This is a genomic window from Corynebacterium renale (genome assembly GCF_002563965.1).
Classification (GTDB): Bacteria; Actinomycetota; Actinomycetes; order Mycobacteriales; family Mycobacteriaceae; genus Corynebacterium; species Corynebacterium renale.
Map to the genome: position 1 here is coordinate 1,584,383 of NZ_PDJF01000001.1, position 17,214 is coordinate 1,601,596.

The window sequence follows — 17,214 nt, forward strand, 5'->3', positions numbered from 1 at the left end:
GAGCACCGTTGTGAATTGTGTTAGCCCCGTAAAGAATCCATCCGCGAAAGGCAAGTTGTCTATGACTTCCCCCGATATTTCACTTGCGAACATCAAGGTTGTTGGTGTTGGTGGTGGCGGCGTGAACGCCGTGAACCGCATGATTGAAGAAGGCCTCAAGGGCGTCGAGTTCATCGCCGTCAACACGGACTCCCAGGCTTTGATGTTCTCTGACGCTGATACCAAGTTGGATATCGGACGTGAAGCTACCCGCGGTCTGGGCGCTGGCGCTAATCCTGAGGTTGGACGCACTTCTGCTGAAGACCACAAGACCGAACTCGAAGAGTCTATTAAGGGTGCGGACATGATCTTTGTGACCGCCGGTGAAGGTGGTGGCACGGGTACTGGTGCCGCGCCTGTCGTTGCGGGGATCGCAAAGAAGCTTGGGGCCCTAACCATTGGTGTGGTGACCCGCCCATTCTCCTTCGAAGGTAAGCGCCGCACGCGCCAGGCTCTCGACGGCATCGAAGCGCTGCGCGAGGTCTGCGATACCGTCATCGTGATTCCAAACGATCGCCTGCTGCAGTTGGGTGACCCAAACCTCTCCATGATGGAAGCCTTCCGTGCTGCGGACCAGGTTCTGTTCAATGGTGTTGAGGGCATCACCAAGCTCATCACCGACCCCGGCGTGATCAACGTGGACTTCGCCGATGTTCGTTCTGTCATGCAGGACGCAGGTTCCGCGCTCATGGGTGTGGGTTCCGCGCGTGGCGACGACCGCGTGGTCAACGCCGCCTTGCAGGCGATGAATTCGCCGCTTCTTGAATCCACCATGGACGGTGCTACGGGCGTACTGCTGTCTATTGCTGGTGGCTCGGACATCGGTTTGGCAGAGGTTAACGAAGCCGCGACCCTGGTGGAGAGCAAGGCAGACGACAACGTCAACCTCATCTTCGGTACCTCCATCGACGACAACCTGGGTGATGAGGTCCGAGTGACGCTTGTGGCTACTGGTTTTGACCCGAACAATAGCGCTCCGGCTCCCCAGCAGTCTCAGCAATCGAAGGCAGCCGAGCCTGCGAAGGAGTCTGCTCCGGCTGAATCTAACCCGACACCAGCTCCGCAGGCTGATGCTGGCCGTTCCATCTTTGGCGACGAAGACCGATCGGGCCGTCACCTTGACGAAGAGCCCTCACGTTCGAGCGGCTTGTTTACCTCCCGCGAGGATGCATACGAGCCACGCTCCCGTGAGACCTATCGCGATGATCGCGGGGACGACGAGCTTTCCGTTCCGGACTTCTTGCGCTAAACCCTGGAGTACGCGGCGCGGCACACTCATCGTGGCGTGTACTACAGTTGGCGGACATGACTAACACGCATGAACACCCCGCCCGCCGAGTATTCACTACTCGCGCGGGCGGGGTGTCTTCGCATCCCTATTCCTCTTTTAACCTGGCATACCACGTAGGGGATGAGCCTTCCGCCGTGGCCGCGAATCGGCGCCGTTTGGCGGAAGTGATTGACGTCCCAGAAGAGAATTTCGTGTGGTTGGAACAGTTGCATACAAACACGGTGGCGGTCGTCGATAAGCCTATAAGCGAGCCGATTGAGGCAACCGATGCAGTGGTCACCACTACTCCTGGTCTTGCGTTGGCGGTGATGGTGGCGGATTGCGTACCGGTTTTGCTTGCCGACGAAACCTCCGGTGTCATTGCCGCTGTTCATGCAGGGCGCATGGGTGCGCGTAACGGGATTGTTCCGGCAACGGTCAATGTCATGGAAGATCGTGGCGCACGACCGGACCGTATCCATGCCCTGCTTGGTCCGGCAGCAGGTGGCAAAAGTTATGAGGTCCCGGAACAGATGGCAGCAGACGTCGAGAAGCACCTGCCAGGTTCCCGGACTCGTACTGCGCAGGGCACGCCAGCACTAGATATTCGTGCAGGTCTTGTCCGCCAGCTGATGTCGTTGGGGATTACGGCTATCGATGCCGACCCACGAGACACGATTACTGATCACGACTTCTTTTCTCACCGGCGCGAAGGTACTACCGGACGCCAGGTGGGGTTGATTTGGATGGATAAATAAATGGACAGCAGAACCGAAGAACTTGCCCGCAACCTGGAAGCGGTGCGCGCAAAGATTACTGCAGCTGAAAAGGCGAGTGGGCGTGAACCCGGAAGCGTGCGACTGCTTCCCGTTACCAAATTTCACCCGTCCGAAGACATCGCACGCCTCCATGAACTTGGTGTGACAGCCGTGGGGGAGAACCGGGAGCAAGAGGCCCGGGAGAAGGCGCACACACTGCCAGGCGTGGAATTCCACATGATCGGACAAATACAATCCAAAAAGGCCAACGCGGTTGGACGTTGGGCGTCGGCGGTGCACTCTATCGACTCGCTGAAATTAGCCACCGGCATCAATCGGGGTATCGGATTAGCTCTGGAGAGGGGCGACCGCGTGCCTACTGGGGAGCGTCGTGAAAGTGTGCCTTGCTTTATCCAAATCAGTGCCGACGGGGACACCGCACGCGGTGGGGCACTGAAGGAGGACGTCCCGGCAATCGCGGAAGCGCTCCTTGAAGGAGAGCACGTGCAGTTCGCTGGGCTCATGGTTGTGCCGCCACTGGATGCAGATCCTGCGCGAGTGTTTTCCCAAACCCGCCAGTACTGTGACGAGCTGGCCCAAAAATATGGCGTAGAGTTGCAGCTTTCTGCGGGGATGAGCGGCGATATGGATGTGGCGATTGCACACGGGTCGGATTGTGTGCGTGTCGGAACCGATATTTTGGGTGCGCGGCCGTTAGCCTAAACAAGAACGCACACACAGTGTCATACGCAGTGAACCGTCACTTCACAAGGGAATGGAGAATCACATGTCAATCCTGAAAAACGCGAAGGAATTCTTCGGACTGGCACCGCTTGACGACGAGCACGACGACGCATACTACGCAGAGTCTCCACGCTACGAGACCTCGGGTTCGGCTGCCTACCAACCACGCTCCTACGAATACGAGCGTGAGCCGTATGAGCCAACTCCTGCCCCGGCTATCGCGCTCGTTCGCCTGCGCACTTACAAGGAAGCCGCTGAAGTTGGCGAACCATTCCGTGACGGCGACGCCGTCATTATCGATATGGAAGATATGGACACAGCTGAGGCACGTCGCGTCATCGATTTCGCCGCTGGCCTGTGCTACGCCCTGCGCGGGAAGATGGAGCAGCTGTCAGCTCGCGTCTTCGCTCTCGTTCCAGAGGGTGCACCTCTAAGCACCCACGAACTGAAGCGCGCTGCTCACATCCGCTAGTCCACTCACCTTCAGTGACGCCACTGTGACACTCTAGGCCACCAAAACGGCCTGGAAACCCAAACCTCACCACGCCAAGCCTGCCGGGCTGACTGTGGTGAGGTTTTCTGTATGGCAACGACGAATCCTATAGGGTGGTCTCTGTGAATGAACTAGGCTCGATACTTCTTATCCTTTTGCGCTTGTTTAGCATGATTTTGGTGTGGCGCATCCTCATCGAGATGATCCAATCTTTCTCGCGGTCGTTTCGGCCCCCACGGTGGTTTGCAGTCATTGGTGAAGTGATTTTCACCATCACGGATCCGCCAGTGAAGTTGTTGCGCAAACTTATCCCTCCGGTGCGGATGGGAGGGGTTGCCCTAGACGTATCGGTCTTAGTCCTGTTCTTCCTTATTATTGTTCTGCAAATTGTGGTCCAGCTAGTGTTTTTCTAGTCCTCATGCTGCTCCCAGCGACGAAGTCGCTGGGAGCAGGTACTACGCAGCTAGGAGCAGGTACGCAATATCGGGCACAGTTCGGGGCTGATTGGCGCAAAATATAGCAAAATCTGGATTTAAACACGTGAAATCGAAGGTAAATACTTACAAAAGTGAACCTTCCGGCTACAATGGCCAAGTACACAAGTAAAGTAGATATCGTACCCGTGGGTATTATGCCTACAGAGTCGCCTTTTCGGGCGTAAATGCAATTGAAGGGAACGCCACATGCCGCTTACACCAGCAGACGTGCACAATGTCGCCTTTAGCAAGCCGCCTATCGGTAAGCGGGGCTACAACGAGGACGAAGTTGACCAGTTCCTCGATCTCGTAGAAGACACTCTTGCACAGTTGCAAGATGAAAATGACGAGCTGCGTCAGCAAGTAGAGGAAGCTAAGAAGGCTGGTGGCGCTCCAGTCGCAGCATCCGGCACCGCCGATGAGGCCGCACTGCGCAAGGACATCGAGGCTAAGCTCCGCAAGGAGTACGAGGCCAAGATTCAGGCTGCAGAGCAGTCGGCACAAAAGGCTGAGAAGGCTGCCGAAGAAGCTCGTAAGCAGGCTGAGGAAGCCAAGAAGTCCCAGCCAGCCGCTGCCGCTACGGCCGCTACCGCTGGCGCAGCACCGGGCGCTGCTACCGCAGATACCCACATGCAGGCAGCCAAGGTCTTGGGCCTGGCTCAGGAGATGGCCGACCGCCTCACCTCCGAGGCGCAGTCCGAGTCCAAGTCCATGCTGGATGAGGCACGCCAGGCCGCCGAGAAGCAGCTCTCTGAAGCAGATACCACTGCTAAGAACAAGATCGCTGAGGCAGAAAAGAAGTCTCAGGAGACCTTGAACGATGCAAACTCCCGTGCAGAGGCTCAGGTCCGCCAGGCTGAGGAGAAGGCTCAGAACCTGCAGCGCGAAGCAGAGCGTAAGCACACCGAAATTATGAATACGGTCAAGCAACAGCAGAACGCTCTGGAGACCCGCATTGCGGAACTGCGTACCTTCGAGCGCGAGTACCGTACCCGCCTGAAGACGATGCTGGAAGGCCAGCTCGAGGAACTCGAGTCCCGTCCGTCCGCTGCACCGAACACCGGCGAAAAGAAAGCATAGCTTTCACACACTCGAAAACTGCCGCGTCCTCTGGGCGTGGCAGTTTTTGCGTATGGCATACTTTTCTTACAGATTGGTACTCGGCCCCAGAGGAGAAATAAAAGACATGGTCATTGCACTGTTGTGCACACTCGTGGCAGCTTTTATCGTCTTCGTACTGTGGGTCGTCGTGGGGCATACCGCCCTGGGAATCACATTTTTCGCACTGTTGGCGGTGGCCGCAGTGCTTTGGGTTGCAGACGTTCTGCGCAAGCGTCGATAAGCACATCAAAAGGCGGGGGATTGCTACACCTAGCCAAAAGAAGTGGGCTATACTACCTGCCATGGGCTTTGATCCGGCTATCACCGGGGAGCTTCCGGAAGAACCAGCCTTCGGGCTGAAGTAGAACCGGACGGGTGGAAACCGTTATCTTTCTCCACAAATGAAGCGGTCATGGCACTTGTTGTGGTGCCAGGGCAAGCAGGGTGGTACCGCGTGCGAATCCGTGCGTCCCTGCAGTAGCTCTCAAGCCGACACAAGTGGAGGAAGAAAACATGGCGCATGATCAGCGCGCGGGCGAAGGGGTAGGCCACGCCTATCCCAAGGTGGATATGACCGGCGGATCGTCCAAGTTCCCCGAGATGGAAGAAAACGTTCTGGAGTATTGGAAGGAAGACGATACTTTCCAGGCGTCGCTCAAGCAGCGTGAAGGTGCGCAAGATTACGTCTTTTACGACGGCCCACCTTTTGCAAACGGCCTGCCACACTACGGGCACCTACTGACCGGCTATGTCAAAGACATTGTTCCCCGCTACATGACGATGCGTGGCTATCACGTGCCACGCGTGTTCGGCTGGGACACTCACGGCCTGCCAGCAGAGCTGGAGGCAGAAAAGCAGCTTGGCATCACCGACAAGGGCCAGGTCGAGGCTATGGGCTTGGCAGAGTTCAACGCTTATTGCGCTAAGTCGGTTCTTGAGTACACCGATGAATGGCAGGAGTACGTCACTCGCCAGGCCCGCTGGGTCGATTTTGAGGGCGGCTACAAGACCATGGACATGACCTACATGGAGTCCGTGATCTGGGCGTTCAAGCAACTCTACGACAAGGGACTGATCTACCAGGGCTTCCGCGTGCTGCCATATTCCTGGGCTGAGCACACCCCGCTGTCTAACCAGGAGACTCGCCTGGATGACTCCTACAAGATGCGTCAGGACCCAACCCTGACCGTCACCATGCCGCTGACTGGTGCATGGGAAGGAACTGCTGCAGTCGAAACGTGGGAGAAGCACCCAGAGCTTCACGACGCCGCCGCCATCGCCTGGACTACTACGCCATGGACCCTGCCGTCGAACTTGGCTCTGGCTGTCCACCCTGAGGTGGACTACGTACTGGTAGCCATCGGTTCTGAATCTTCTGTTCCAGAATTCGCCGGAAAGAAGGTCCTGCTCGCAGCAGATCTGCAGGGCGCATACGCCAAGGAATTGGGCAAGGACGCCGAGGTCGTGGCCAACTTCCCAGGCCGCGAGCTTGTCGGCCTGACCTACACCCCGATCTTTGACTACTTTGCCGATCGCGCAGAAAGTGGCGCTTTCCGGATCTTGGGTGCCGACTACGTCACTACCGAGGACGGTACTGGTGTTGTTCACCAGGCCCCAGCTTTCGGTGAAGACGATATGAACGTGTGCAACGAGGCCGGCATCGAGCTGGTCATCCCCGTCGACATGGACGGTAAGTTCACCTCCCTGGTCCCTGAGTACGAAGGCCAACTGGTCTTCGATGCAAACAAGGAGATTATCAAGGATCTTAAGGCCAAGGGCCGTGTACTGCGTCACCAGACTATCGAGCACTCCTACCCACACTCGTGGCGTTCAGGAACCCCGCTGATCTACATGGCTTTGCCATCCTGGTTCATTTCCGTGACCAAGTTCCGCGACCTTATGGTCAAGCTCAACCACGAAGAAATTGACTGGATCCCCGAGCACGTACGTGATGGCCAGTTCGGCAAGTGGCTAGAAGGCGCCCGCGACTGGAATATCTCCCGTTCCCGTTACTGGGGTTCCCCAATCCCAGCGTGGGTGTCGGATAACCCCGAGTACCCGCGTGTGGACGTTTACGGCTCCCTCGACGAGCTGGAAGCTGACTTCGGTGTGCGCCCAGAATCCCTGCACCGCCCATACATCGACGAACTGACCCGCCCGAACCCAGATGACCCGACGGGCAAGTCCACCATGCGCCGCGTCCCAGACGTCCTCGACGTGTGGTTCGATTCCGGTTCCATGCCTTTCGCACAGAAGCACTACCCGTTCGAAAACAAGGACTGGTTCGAATCCCATTCGCCAGCCGACTTCATCGTGGAGTACATCGGCCAGACCCGTGGCTGGTTCTACGTCATGCACGTGCTGTCGGTTGCGCTCTTCGGTCGCCCGGCCTACAAGAAGGTCGTGGCTCACGGCATCGTGTTGGGCAACGACGGCCTGAAGATGTCCAAGTCCAAGGGCAACTACCCGAATGTCAACGAGGTCTTTGACCGCGATGGCTCGGACGCTATGCGTTGGTTCCTTATGAGTTCTCCGATCCTGCGCGGCGGCAATCTCATTGTCACCGAACAGGGCATCCGGGAGGGCGTGCGCCAGGCATTGCTGCCGATGTGGAACGCGTACTCCTTCCTGCAGCTGTATTCCGGTAAGCCTGCAACCTGGTCCGTGGACTCCACCGACGTACTGGACCGCTACATCCTGGCCAAGCTGCACGACCTCGTCCGCAACGTCCGCGAGGCTCTCGACGACACGGACATCTCGCGTGCCTGCGATGAGGTCCGCCTCTTCGCCGACGCCCTGACCAACTGGTACGTGCGCCGTTCCCGTCAGCGTTTCTGGGCTGGCGACGACCAGCACCCAGAGGCGTTCAACACACTGTACACCGTGCTGGAAACCCTGACACGCGTGGCAGCCCCGTTGCTTCCGATGATTTCCGAAGTCATCTGGCGCGGCCTGACCGGCGAACGCTCGGTCCACCTCACCGACTTCCCGAACGCGGAAGACTTCCCGGCAGACCCAGACCTCGTGGCAGCCATGGACGCGACACGTGGGGTATGCTCCGCGGCGTCGTCGGTACGCAAAGCTCATCAGCTGCGCAACCGCCTCCCGCTGCCGCGCCTGACGGTTGCTCTGGAAAACTCGGAATCGTTGGCGGAGTTCGCGGACATCATTCGCGACGAAGTCAACGTGAAGGAAGTCTCGCTGACTGACGACGTCGCATCCGTCGGCAGCTTCGACGTCGTCGTCAACGCTAAGGTTGCTGGCCCTCGCCTGGGCAAGGACGTGCAACGTGCGATTAAGGCCGTCAAGTCCGGCAACTACGAGCGTGATGGCGAAAACGTCGTCGCTGACGGCATCGTCTTGAACCCAGATGAATACACCGAACGCCTCGTTGCGGAGGACCCGGAGTCAACCGCACGCGTTGAGGGCCTAGGTGGCCTGGTCGTCCTAGACATGTCTGTCACCGAGGAACTGGAAGCTGAAGGCTGGGCAGCGGACGTCGTCCGTGGCTTGCAAGACGCCCGCAAGGCGGAGGACTTCGAAGTCTCCGACCGCATCGAGGTCGTGCTTTCCGTACCGGCTGAGTCCCTTGAGTGGGCCCAGCGCCACCAGGACTACATCGCAGGCGAGGTACTGGCAACCTCGTTCACGGTGACCACCGACGCCCTGGAAGGTGAAACCCACGAGGTTATCAAGAACGTAACCGCGCAGGTGGCTAAGGCTTAAACACCGGCCTAGTCGCCACGCCGTGGCTACCACGCGCCCCGGTTGCTCCAGTGTGAGCAACCGGGGCGTGGCTTATTACAATGAGACCTTTGGCTTCCGCAGAAATGAAAAGGAGACAGCCGTGCGCCATGTAGTGTGGACCGCCCCGTTGCTGATGATTGCTGCAGGCTCATCCAACTACTTCGGTGCTGCGCTGGCAGTGGGGCTTTTCGACGTCTTCCCACCCTGGATTGTCGCCTGGATGCGTATGACCGCGGCCGGTGTCATCCTGTGTATCCTTTTCCGGCCGAAGTTGACCCATTTCACCGGGCGCGCCGGGCTGCAAGCTTTGATTTATGGGGTGGCCACTCTGGGAATGAACGCTGCATTTTACCAGGCGATTGCGCAATTACCAATCGGTACGGCGGTGGCCATTGAGTTTTCTGGACCCGTGGTGTTGGCTGCAGTAACGTCGCGCAACGTGCGTGACTGGGCTGCAGTCATCGCGGCAGCGGTGGGCGTCGTGGTGCTCAGCGGTGCCCAGTGGGGTGGCTCCGCATCTGGGGTGCTATTCGCGCTGCTCGCAGCTATTTTGTGGGCCACGTACGTCGTGGTGGGGGCAAAGATTTCCGGCGATAAAGATAGTACGTGGCAGTCGATGGCGGCCGGGATGATTATGTCTGGTGTGCTAGCGTCGCCGGCGACGATAGCAGGATGGCCTCATGGTCAGACGGAGATAAGCTACTGGGTTGTGCTGGCGATCGCGTTGGGGTTAGGCATTTTGTCGGCGGTTATTCCGTACGGCATGGACCTGATAATCTTGCGTCTGGCAGGCCCGGCATACTTTTCTGTTTTGCTTGCACTGTTGCCGGTCACGGGTGCTGTTGTGGGAGCGCTCAGTCTGGGGCAGATGCTCTCTGCCGCAGAGATAGTGGGCATGGTGCTCGTCGTGATTGCTGTACTGTTGCGCACTCCGCCCGCCGCAGAGAGCCAGACCGTTGAGGAAGTAGAACCAAAACAGCCAAGCGCATAAGGTGGCGGTTATGCGGCGTTGGGTTCTTCACATTGACATGGATGCGTTCTTCGCATCGTGTGAGCAGCTCACTCGGCCTACGCTTCGGGGACGTCCGGTGCTCGTCGGTGGGCGTAGCGGTAGGGGAGTGATTGCTGGCGCATCGTATGAGGCACGCGCGTATGGAGCCCATTCTGCAATGCCGATGTACCGGGCCCTGAACTTAGTGGGCTACAAGGCAATTGCTGTCCCGGGGCGCCACGTGGTGTACCGGATGGCGTCGGCACGCATTTTTGAGGTCATCGAGCGCAAGGCTGGTGTGATTGAAAAGCTGTCTATCGACGAAGGCTTCATCGAACCTGAGGTACTGCAGGGAGCCAGCGCCGAGGAGGTGCGTGCATGGGGTGAGGAGCTCCGCGCCGAAGTATTCCAAGAGACGGGCCTGACCGCTTCGATCGGGGCGGGGTCGGGCAAACAGTTCGCCAAAATAGGTTCGGATGAAGCTAAACCCGACGGCATGTTCGTGATTGAGCATGAGAAAGAATTAGAGTGGCTGCACCCGCTTGCAGTGAACAAGTTGTGGGGTGTGGGACCGGTGACCCACACAAAACTCAAGGCTGCTGGCGTAGAAACCATCGGCGACCTTGCAGCATTGACGCGCCCCGAGGTAGAGATCATCTTGGGTAATTCGGTGGGGCTGCAACTGTGGCAGCTGGCGCAGGGCATCGATGAGCGTCCCGTCGAGCAGCGCGCTGAAGCAAAGTCGGTGTCCGCTGAGCACACCTACGCCCGTGATTTAACGACGAAAGCGCAGGTAGACAAAGCCGTCGAGCGTTCAGCGCACGACGCCCATATGCGCCTCCTGAAGGATGGGCGTGGCGCGAGGACGGTCACTGTGAAGTTGCGCATGAACGATTTCCGCATCGAATCCCGCTCCGCCACGCTGCCGTACGCGACCGATGACGCTGAACTCCTTCTTGCTCTTGCCGGCAAGCTCACCCGTTACCCCGATGAAGTCGGCCCAATCCGCCTGGTGGGTGTGGGGTACTCCGGTTTGGAAGCCGACCGGCAGGACGTGATGTTCCCGGAGTTGGATCTCATTGCGCATACCCCCGTGACTGCCGACGACGACTACGAGGTTGGCGTCGCAGGGCAGGCTATTGAAGCCGGCTTCGAGATCACCAGCGAGGTAGAAGAAACCCACGAAGGCTGGCAGCCTGGCGATGATGTTTACCACGAACAGTACGGTCACGGGTGGGTGCAGGGGGCGGGAGCGGGCGTCGTGTCGGTCCGCTTTGAAACTCGCGCTACGGGACCCGGGCCTGCGAAAACCTTTCCCCTGGACACGGAAGAATTACAGCCCGCTGATCCCATAGATTCACTTGCGTGGGAAGACTGGATCGCACAGCGCGAAAGTCTGTAACCGGCCGCTAGAACAGTGTCCGGGGATCACTACCGGTGGCTAAGGCTGCGAGGAGGGCGATGCGGGCTTGTCCCGCGCTCAAGATACCGCCGGGGATGACGCCGCGTGCGGCTAGCTCAGCGCCACCACCGGCGCCCCCATATTCGGCGACTACCGGCCCGGAAGCAGCGCGGGAGGTCATCACTACGGGGATACCGGCTTCGACCGCGGCTTCTGCGGCGGCACCACAGGCAGTACCAATGTTGCCCGCGCCCATTCCTACGAGCACGATGCCGGCCGCACCCCGCTGGACTGCAGCTTCGATGAGCGTTCCTGGCGCGCCCGGCCAGCAATAGATGATGTCAACGTCACCGCGCCCGCCAAGTGGGGCCAGGGGGAGTGCCTGCGGCCTCGTGGGTTCGGCAGGGCCGTCGTACGTGAACCCGGGTTCTGCGATGGTGTGCGTTTTCGTGGTCCCGCGGGCAGGTAGGACGTGCGTGCCCATCACGATGAGCGAACCCATCTCACGTGCGGAAGGATCCATGGCCACCATGGCGGCGTTGGCTAAGTTGCGAGGCCCGTCTGCGGATGGGTCGTCGGCAGGGCGCATCGCTCCGGTGAAAATTACGGGACGCGGGTCGTGGTGGAAGAGGTCGCTGGCCAAGGCTGTTTCTTCCATGGAGTCAGTGCCGTGTGTGACTACGACACCTGTCACAGTGGGGTCTGCTAACGCAGTGGCTATCGCTTGCAGGATGCGATCGATGTCTTCCACGGTGAGCGAGGAGGAGTCGAGGTGCGCTACGTCGTTGACCGTGAAACGGACGTGCTCCGCGTCGAAGTGGCTGGCGACTTCACGGACTACATCCTCGCCGCTGACAGTGGGGATTAAGGCGCCCTGCGCGTCACGGGTGCATGCGATGGTCCCGCCAGTGGTGATCACCGCGATGTGTGCGCTCGGCGTGTGGTCCGACGTGTGTGGTGTGCCCATGGCTGTCAATTGTTTCACAGCGCGGGCAGGGTGGGCTGAATAGGTTTCAATAGTCACACGTGTAACATGGGTGTACTAGACGAGAAGCCCTGAAGGCGGCGTCAGCTTTCAGGTTGCTTCACGACGGTCGCCCTACGCGTCCCAGCGCAACGTCGTAAGTAAACAGCAAAGGAGAATGACGTGAAAATTTCTGCCCTCGGTGCTACCGCAGCTGTCGTAGGCCTTTCCCTCACCCTGACCGCTTGTGGAGGTGGCGACGACTCTAAGACCACCACCGCTCAGTCGAGCTCGGCGACGACCAGCGCAGCAGCAACCGCTCCAATGCCAACGGCAGCTGATCTCAACGCGGTTCTGGCCACCGCGACGGACCCGAACGCAACCGTGGAGCAGAAGGTTGCCACCGTCCAAGGCAGTGAAACCGCCCCTGAACTCTTCGAGGTGATGACCGCCTCCAAGGCTGAATCTGGCGCGGATTTCCAGGTTGTCGACCCAGTTCTTCCTGGCTACACCACCGAGTCAGTACTGGCGACCGTGAACTTCACCCTCCCAGACCGGCCTGCTCAGGTTGCTGACAACGTGGAATTCGTCTACGAAGATGGCACCTGGAAACTCTCCGATTCGTGGGCATGCACCCTAATCTCTTCGACCGTCCCAGACCAGCTCCCGGCAATGTGCAACGACAAGGTATCCGCGCCAATCGCGCAGGATCCAGCTCCTGCACCGGAAGCACCTGCGGACCAGCCTGCACCGGAGGCTCCAGCAGAAGCACCTGCTCCGTAGACCCGTATATTTAAGGCCTGGCGCGTCACTCGTGCCAGGCCTTTTTAGTTACCGCGTCACGCTGGCGGGTTTTGGCTATACGCCGATTGTAGCGCATGATAATAAAAAGACATTCTGCTAGTTTGGGGTCGTTAAACCCACAGGTGAATTTTCCCAGATGACCACAGAATGTCTTTTTCATATTGTTGCCAAGCCCATGCTCCCCAGCTACGGGCGCCACGGATGCTAAAATTAGGGAGTTGTGGTCAGTCGGTGCGCCGGAACGTAGAGCGGTTATAGCTCACTGGGAAAAGCGGATGACTGTTTGAGCCTTGTGAGGCTGCGAATCTCCCGGGCTAGTACATGTAGACCGCCGCGCCCGCGCCACCGGTGCATACCAGATACGTCGGGTCGGGTTGGGTGCAGTCCATCTGATAGGACTGCCCGGTCACTGGGCTAACGGCGGTAATTGTCTGGGGGATGCGCTGCAGCACGCTGTCGTAAGTCGCGTTGAGACCATCGGTCAGTGTGCGCATGACCGCGCTCGCGAAATCGCAACTGGTGTTGTCACCGGCCGCCACCACATTCAGGCCGAAACCGTCACCATTAATACATACCGTGGCCGAGTTGCCGTTGATAGTTGTGCGTGAGCCCGGCTGGACAGTGTAATCCAGTTCCGTTGTGGGTGGCGCAGGCACCGGAGAAGTGGGGCGTGATTCTACGGTCATCGTTGTGGTGTCCGGGGACGCATGTGTTGACGTGTGCGTTATGGTCGACGCCACCGTAGACGTCGTTTGCGCTGGGGTCTCGCCGTTGCAGGCGCTCAAGAAAAGTCCACTTGAGAGAACCGTGAGAGCGTACCACGCACTGGCGCGTCGGGATGCAGGAAAAGTAGCGTCAGCCATAAAGAGATCCTTCCCGGGGAAGCATGTTCTATGTCCTAACAATACAGTGTCATGCTAGTTGCCTTCGCTAAATTCCAAACCGGTTGTGGTGTCTTGGACTACCCGGATATCCCGTTCTTGCGTACCTGCGTTGTCGCCGCCATAAATCACACGCGTTGTCCACGCCACCTGGCCCCCGACTGGCAGCGGTTTGGTGAGGTCCAGGGTCAGCCGCCCGGTACTTGTCGTCGAAGAATCCGTAACCACCAATTGTCCAGAGGGCTCCTCCGCGGTGGATTCGGAACCAGGGGCGGCACTCAAATCCAGGGCACTCACGGCCGGGCGTTGCTCGACGGAAACGTCTAGCTCCACCCGGTTTCCGTCCACAGATTTCAGGGTATACGTTGTTGTTTGCAGCAAGGTGGATTCACCGGTCACGCGGCTATCCACCTGCCATACCGCGCCGGTGCCAACGGCTTGGGTAGGGAAGACGATCGGCAGGTTGAGCATCCGCATAATCATGCCTTCGGTCAGTGCTCTGCCTTGTTCAGTCGCGGTAGCCGGGGCACCAAGACGAAGCGTAGATTGCTCGCCAGAGTTCAGGGCCCGCCAACCCACCAGGAAACCTTCAGCAGAATTAAGGGCCTCCTGATGTTGTGGGTCAGAAGAACGCGGAACGCCGACGCGAATTTCTACATCTCGGTCCGCCTCACGTTCTTGGACTGGGCTGTCGTCCGAGGCGGCCGCAGGTGCGCTGGCCGGCACGGTTGCCGCACGCAGGGGCAGGGTCACACTGTTGACATCACCGCCGGCGGGCGCCTCCCGGTTCACTGCGGAAGCAGCCAGGACCTGCTGATTGAAACCATCGGAGACTTTCACCGTGAACGCATGGCCTTGGGAATCCTCCGGTAATCCACCAGCTGCATCTTTGTACTCCAGTACGTGAGTGGGGTTCACGCCGGCGTCGATAAGCGTGACCTTGGGCGCGTCAACATCGGCGAGCGCTAGCCCATCCACCTCGGGGCCGGAAATGATCTCTTGGCGTTCCTCCTCCTGGGCGCAGGCGGACAGGCACAGCGCCGTGGCGGTGGCAAGCATTAATGCTGCCAGGCGGGTATAAGGACGACGGGAAGCGCGAAAAGTCATGGGCACTAACTTACCGCCATGTGGCGTAAATGGCCCTGGGTAGGCCACAATAGTCCGGTGATGGAATCTCAGGAGACTGCGCGCACAACGCACAAGCTGCCCACGCCACGCCATTATGTGGGAATGATGGCCGCCATAATCATTATTGTTGCTGCCATTGACCAGGCCGTTAAAGCTCTGATGCTCAACTGGTTGAACCCAGGTGAGGTCGTTGCAGTTATCGGAGATTGGTTCCGCTTCCGCTTGCTTTTTAACCCCGGTGCGGCGTTTTCAATGGGCGAGAATTCCACGTGGTTATTCACCTGCATTCAAATCGCTTTCGTGGTGGGGGTATCCGTCTACGCGCCGAAAGTCACCGAAAAGTGGCAGGCAGTAGGGCTTGCGATGATCGCCGGCGGCGCCTTGGGTAATCTTATCGACCGTCTTTTCCGTGAGCCGGCATTCTTCATCGGTCATGTTGTGGATTACATTTCCGTGGGCAATTTTGCGGTATTCAATATCGCTGATGCGTCTATTACGTGCGGTGTTATTGTGTTTATCGTGGGTATTTTTATTGAAGGGCGTAGGGCAGGACACAACAACGGAGGTGCATAAAGAACATGGGTGATTTCCGCAGCCTCCCTGTCCCAGAAGGTCTCGTCGGCATGCGCTTGGACGCCGCCTTGTCCAAACTTCTCGGGATTTCGCGTACCAGCGTCGCAGAGATTGCCGGGCAAGGTGATGTGCTTATCGACGGCCATCCGGCCCAAAAGTCCGCCCGCCTCGAAGCAGGATCGTGGATTGAGGTCACGATCCCTGCTGCTGAGCCCGTAGAAATTTTGCCCGAAGAAGTTGAGGGCATGGATATCTTGTACTCCGACCCGGACATCATTGTGGTGAATAAGCCCGTTGGCGTGGCGGCACATCCTACCGTCGGGTGGGAAGGGCCTACCGTAGTCAGCGGTCTGGCGGCAGCCGGATTCCGCATTTCAACCTCGGGCCCGCCGGAGCGCAAGGGGATTGTCTCCCGCCTTGACGTCGGAACATCCGGGGCTATGGTTGTCGCAGCGTCTGAGCGTGCTTACTCGCTGCTTAAGCGGGCCTTCCGGGACCGTGAAGTGGCGAAAACCTACCATGCCTTGGTCCAGGGCCACCCTGATCCTTTCGAAGGGACAATCGACGCGCCTATTGGCCGGCATCCTTCTGCTGGGTGGCGGTTCGCGGTCACCACCGACGGTAAAGAAGCCATAACGCACTACACCACTCTGGAAGCCTTCCCCGAGGCGACCCTGCTCAACGTCGAACTTGAGACTGGACGCACACACCAGATTCGCGTCCACATGTCTGCGCTAGGGCACCCTTGTGTGGGGGATCCAATGTACGGATCTGACCCTGCGCTAGGGCAGCGACTCGAACTCAACCGCCAGTGGTTGCATGCCTACAAACTGGGTTTCTACCACCCGGACGGCCACTGGGTGGAAGTTGAGGCGCCGTACCCCCAGGACCTAGCCCACGCATTGGAGATTATCCGCCGATGAACCGGTCGACGGTGCATGTATGGGCCGCGACGATCCTGATTATCCTTGTCGCACTTGTGGTGTGGGTGGCCTCTTTTGATACGCGCACGCACGCCAGTCCCGGTATTAACGGCGATACCGTAGGCATTGAGAATGGGGAATCACTAGATAGCTACGTTGCCCGTGCCGATGCCACTATGAAAGAGGCTGGCGCGGAAGAACGTTTTGCGTTAGTGACGTTCACTCGCCCCATCGATGCTGGTCACGCCGCTACGGTTCTAGGCGACGTCCAGCGCGTCTCTGCCGTGATTATCGGACGGGGAGCTCCCATCGCGTTACCCGAGCCCCTCGCAGGGGAGGGCCGGGACGCGGTCTTTCACCGTACGTTTAATGGTATTGGTCAGGCGCTGGGAACTGGGCAGTTCCCGGTCCCAGCCCCAGAGGAGATGACAGCCGTAGTGGTGTGGGACGGCGGAGCAGAGCTCCGGGAGCTGGCCAATAATGCGGAGGTTCTGGCGGTGGAAGCGTTGCCGCCCGATGCGGCGTGGGGCCAGTTCGGTATCCGGCCAGTCCCTATTCCGGGGGCAGCGGAATCGGTGCCAGGGGTGTAAAACTCACATCGCGAATGTGTCCAGTGTGTTTATCAGGGTTGGGGGTACTCTTAGCGGGGGAGTGTTTAACTGATGTACCATGGCGCGCATGACGACGCTAGAACCTCCCAGTACCAACCGTCGACCGGCACGCGGCCTTGGCCTCGTTCACTCCACACAAGGGCCGGTTGGACGGGCAATCATCTTGTGGATGGGGATCCTTGTGGTCCTGTGCGTTCTCATCGGACTGATCCTCTAAGCGCTCAACTAGAAGAGAGGCCACCGGAGAAGCAATTGCTTCTCGACGGCACCTGACCAGCCTTTTTTCGCGGTTTTAAAACTTGGGCTACA

Annotated in this window: 18 protein-coding genes; 15 read left to right on the forward strand and 3 right to left on the reverse strand. The window is 58.9% G+C overall.

Going from position 1 to position 17,214, the window contains the following annotated elements; genetic code table 11:
* Window positions 1-61 precede the first annotated feature (61 nt).
* The 10 genes from ftsZ (at window position 62) to ATK06_RS07455 (ending at window position 11,021) form a co-directional block, all read left to right on the forward strand.
* Complete coding sequence (ftsZ, locus tag ATK06_RS07415) at window positions 62-1,288, forward strand: cell division protein FtsZ (protein ID WP_048379369.1); 1,227 nt, start codon at window positions 62-64, stop codon at window positions 1,286-1,288.
* Window positions 1,289-1,344: 56 nt separating this feature from the next.
* Window positions 1,345-2,067: a peptidoglycan editing factor PgeF gene (pgeF, locus tag ATK06_RS07420; RefSeq protein ID WP_098389115.1), complete on the forward strand. Its 723-nt coding sequence runs from the start codon at window positions 1,345-1,347 to the stop codon at window positions 2,065-2,067.
* Window positions 2,068-2,790 carry a YggS family pyridoxal phosphate-dependent enzyme gene (locus ATK06_RS07425; RefSeq protein WP_048379367.1) on the forward strand — a complete coding sequence of 241 codons (723 nt, stop codon included), beginning with the start codon at window positions 2,068-2,070 and terminating at the stop codon, window positions 2,788-2,790.
* A gap of 64 nt (window positions 2,791-2,854) precedes the next feature.
* A complete protein-coding gene (locus ATK06_RS07430) occupies window positions 2,855-3,283 on the forward strand; it encodes a cell division protein SepF (RefSeq protein WP_048379366.1) in 429 nt (142 codons plus the stop codon).
* Between the two features lie 143 nt (window positions 3,284-3,426).
* The gene (locus ATK06_RS07435) at window positions 3,427-3,717 is read left to right on the forward strand and encodes a YggT family protein (RefSeq protein ID WP_048379364.1); all 291 of its coding nucleotides are present in this window, start codon (window positions 3,427-3,429) and stop codon (window positions 3,715-3,717) included.
* Between the two features lie 270 nt (window positions 3,718-3,987).
* Window positions 3,988-4,860 carry a DivIVA-like cell division protein Wag31 gene (gene wag31, locus ATK06_RS07440; RefSeq protein ID WP_098389116.1) on the forward strand — a complete coding sequence of 291 codons (873 nt, stop codon included), beginning with the start codon at window positions 3,988-3,990 and terminating at the stop codon, window positions 4,858-4,860.
* Window positions 4,861-4,983: 123 nt separating this feature from the next.
* Window positions 4,984-5,241 (forward strand): hypothetical protein, encoded by a 258-nt coding sequence (locus ATK06_RS11535; RefSeq protein WP_428839364.1) that lies wholly within the window; start codon window positions 4,984-4,986, stop codon window positions 5,239-5,241.
* 153 nt (window positions 5,242-5,394) lie between these two features.
* Window positions 5,395-8,607: an isoleucine--tRNA ligase gene (gene ileS / locus ATK06_RS07445; RefSeq protein WP_098389117.1), complete on the forward strand. Its 3,213-nt coding sequence runs from the start codon at window positions 5,395-5,397 to the stop codon at window positions 8,605-8,607.
* A 154-nt stretch (window positions 8,608-8,761) separates the two neighbouring features.
* Window positions 8,762-9,619, forward strand: a complete 858-nt coding sequence (locus ATK06_RS07450; protein ID WP_053072687.1) for an EamA family transporter — start codon at window positions 8,762-8,764, stop codon at window positions 9,617-9,619.
* Window positions 9,620-9,629: 10 nt separating this feature from the next.
* Window positions 9,630-11,021 carry a DNA polymerase IV gene (locus ATK06_RS07455; RefSeq protein WP_048379673.1) on the forward strand — a complete coding sequence of 464 codons (1,392 nt, stop codon included), beginning with the start codon at window positions 9,630-9,632 and terminating at the stop codon, window positions 11,019-11,021.
* Between the two features lie 7 nt (window positions 11,022-11,028).
* Here the strand turns inward: ATK06_RS07455 and ATK06_RS07460 are convergent, their stop codons facing one another.
* On the reverse strand, window positions 11,029-11,988 hold the full coding sequence (locus tag ATK06_RS07460; RefSeq protein ID WP_098389425.1) for an asparaginase: 960 nt from the start codon (window positions 11,986-11,988) through the stop codon (window positions 11,029-11,031).
* Between the two features lie 180 nt (window positions 11,989-12,168).
* Between ATK06_RS07460 and ATK06_RS07465 the strand changes: the two genes are divergently transcribed.
* Window positions 12,169-12,768, forward strand: a complete 600-nt coding sequence (locus tag ATK06_RS07465; protein ID WP_048379358.1) for a WKL family lipoprotein — start codon at window positions 12,169-12,171, stop codon at window positions 12,766-12,768.
* Window positions 12,769-13,103: 335 nt separating this feature from the next.
* On the opposite strand, the gene ATK06_RS07470 is transcribed toward ATK06_RS07465, so the two are convergent.
* Both ATK06_RS07470 and ATK06_RS07475 read right to left on the reverse strand, forming a co-directional pair.
* On the reverse strand, window positions 13,104-13,652 hold the full coding sequence (locus ATK06_RS07470) for a hypothetical protein (protein ID WP_098389118.1): 549 nt from the start codon (window positions 13,650-13,652) through the stop codon (window positions 13,104-13,106).
* A 54-nt stretch (window positions 13,653-13,706) separates the two neighbouring features.
* Window positions 13,707-14,777 (reverse strand): hypothetical protein, encoded by a 1,071-nt coding sequence (locus ATK06_RS07475; RefSeq protein WP_111726342.1) that lies wholly within the window; start codon window positions 14,775-14,777, stop codon window positions 13,707-13,709.
* Between the two features lie 60 nt (window positions 14,778-14,837).
* Between ATK06_RS07475 and lspA the strand changes: the two genes are divergently transcribed.
* From lspA to ATK06_RS11255, 4 genes are all read left to right on the forward strand, one after another.
* Window positions 14,838-15,371, forward strand: coding sequence for a signal peptidase II (gene lspA, locus ATK06_RS07480; protein WP_048379356.1), 534 nt, complete (start codon window positions 14,838-14,840; stop codon window positions 15,369-15,371).
* Between the two features lie 5 nt (window positions 15,372-15,376).
* Entirely contained in the window at window positions 15,377-16,294 is a 918-nt protein-coding gene (locus ATK06_RS07485; protein WP_098389120.1) for an RluA family pseudouridine synthase, read from the forward strand.
* A complete protein-coding gene (locus tag ATK06_RS07490; protein ID WP_098389121.1) occupies window positions 16,291-16,884 on the forward strand; it encodes a hypothetical protein in 594 nt (197 codons plus the stop codon). The genes ATK06_RS07485 and ATK06_RS07490 overlap by 4 nt, the downstream gene beginning before the upstream one ends.
* Before the next feature lie 88 nt (window positions 16,885-16,972).
* Window positions 16,973-17,122, forward strand: a complete 150-nt coding sequence (locus ATK06_RS11255; RefSeq protein ID WP_161795980.1) for a hypothetical protein — start codon at window positions 16,973-16,975, stop codon at window positions 17,120-17,122.
* Window positions 17,123-17,214 lie beyond the last annotated feature (92 nt).

Coding starts and splice junctions, on each gene's coding strand:
- ATK06_RS07470 (WP_098389118.1), bottom strand. CDS start 13,652: ATGGCTGACGCTACTTTTCCTGCATCCCGACGCGCCAGTGCGTGGTAC.
- ATK06_RS11255 (WP_161795980.1), top strand. CDS start 16,973: ATGACGACGCTAGAACCTCCCAGTACCAACCGTCGACCGGCACGCGGC.
- ATK06_RS07485 (WP_098389120.1), top strand. CDS start 15,377: ATGGGTGATTTCCGCAGCCTCCCTGTCCCAGAAGGTCTCGTCGGCATG.
- ileS (WP_098389117.1), top strand. CDS start 5,395: ATGGCGCATGATCAGCGCGCGGGCGAAGGGGTAGGCCACGCCTATCCC.
- ATK06_RS07430 (WP_048379366.1), top strand. CDS start 2,855: ATGTCAATCCTGAAAAACGCGAAGGAATTCTTCGGACTGGCACCGCTT.
- ATK06_RS07450 (WP_053072687.1), top strand. CDS start 8,762: ATGATTGCTGCAGGCTCATCCAACTACTTCGGTGCTGCGCTGGCAGTG.
- ATK06_RS07490 (WP_098389121.1), top strand. CDS start 16,291: ATGAACCGGTCGACGGTGCATGTATGGGCCGCGACGATCCTGATTATC.
- ATK06_RS07460 (WP_098389425.1), bottom strand. CDS start 11,988: ATGGGCACACCACACACGTCGGACCACACGCCGAGCGCACACATCGCG.
- pgeF (WP_098389115.1), top strand. CDS start 1,345: ATGACTAACACGCATGAACACCCCGCCCGCCGAGTATTCACTACTCGC.
- wag31 (WP_098389116.1), top strand. CDS start 3,988: ATGCCGCTTACACCAGCAGACGTGCACAATGTCGCCTTTAGCAAGCCG.
- ftsZ (WP_048379369.1), top strand. CDS start 62: ATGACTTCCCCCGATATTTCACTTGCGAACATCAAGGTTGTTGGTGTT.
- ATK06_RS07425 (WP_048379367.1), top strand. CDS start 2,068: ATGGACAGCAGAACCGAAGAACTTGCCCGCAACCTGGAAGCGGTGCGC.
- ATK06_RS07455 (WP_048379673.1), top strand. CDS start 9,630: ATGCGGCGTTGGGTTCTTCACATTGACATGGATGCGTTCTTCGCATCG.
- lspA (WP_048379356.1), top strand. CDS start 14,838: ATGGAATCTCAGGAGACTGCGCGCACAACGCACAAGCTGCCCACGCCA.
- ATK06_RS07475 (WP_111726342.1), bottom strand. CDS start 14,777: ATGACTTTTCGCGCTTCCCGTCGTCCTTATACCCGCCTGGCAGCATTA.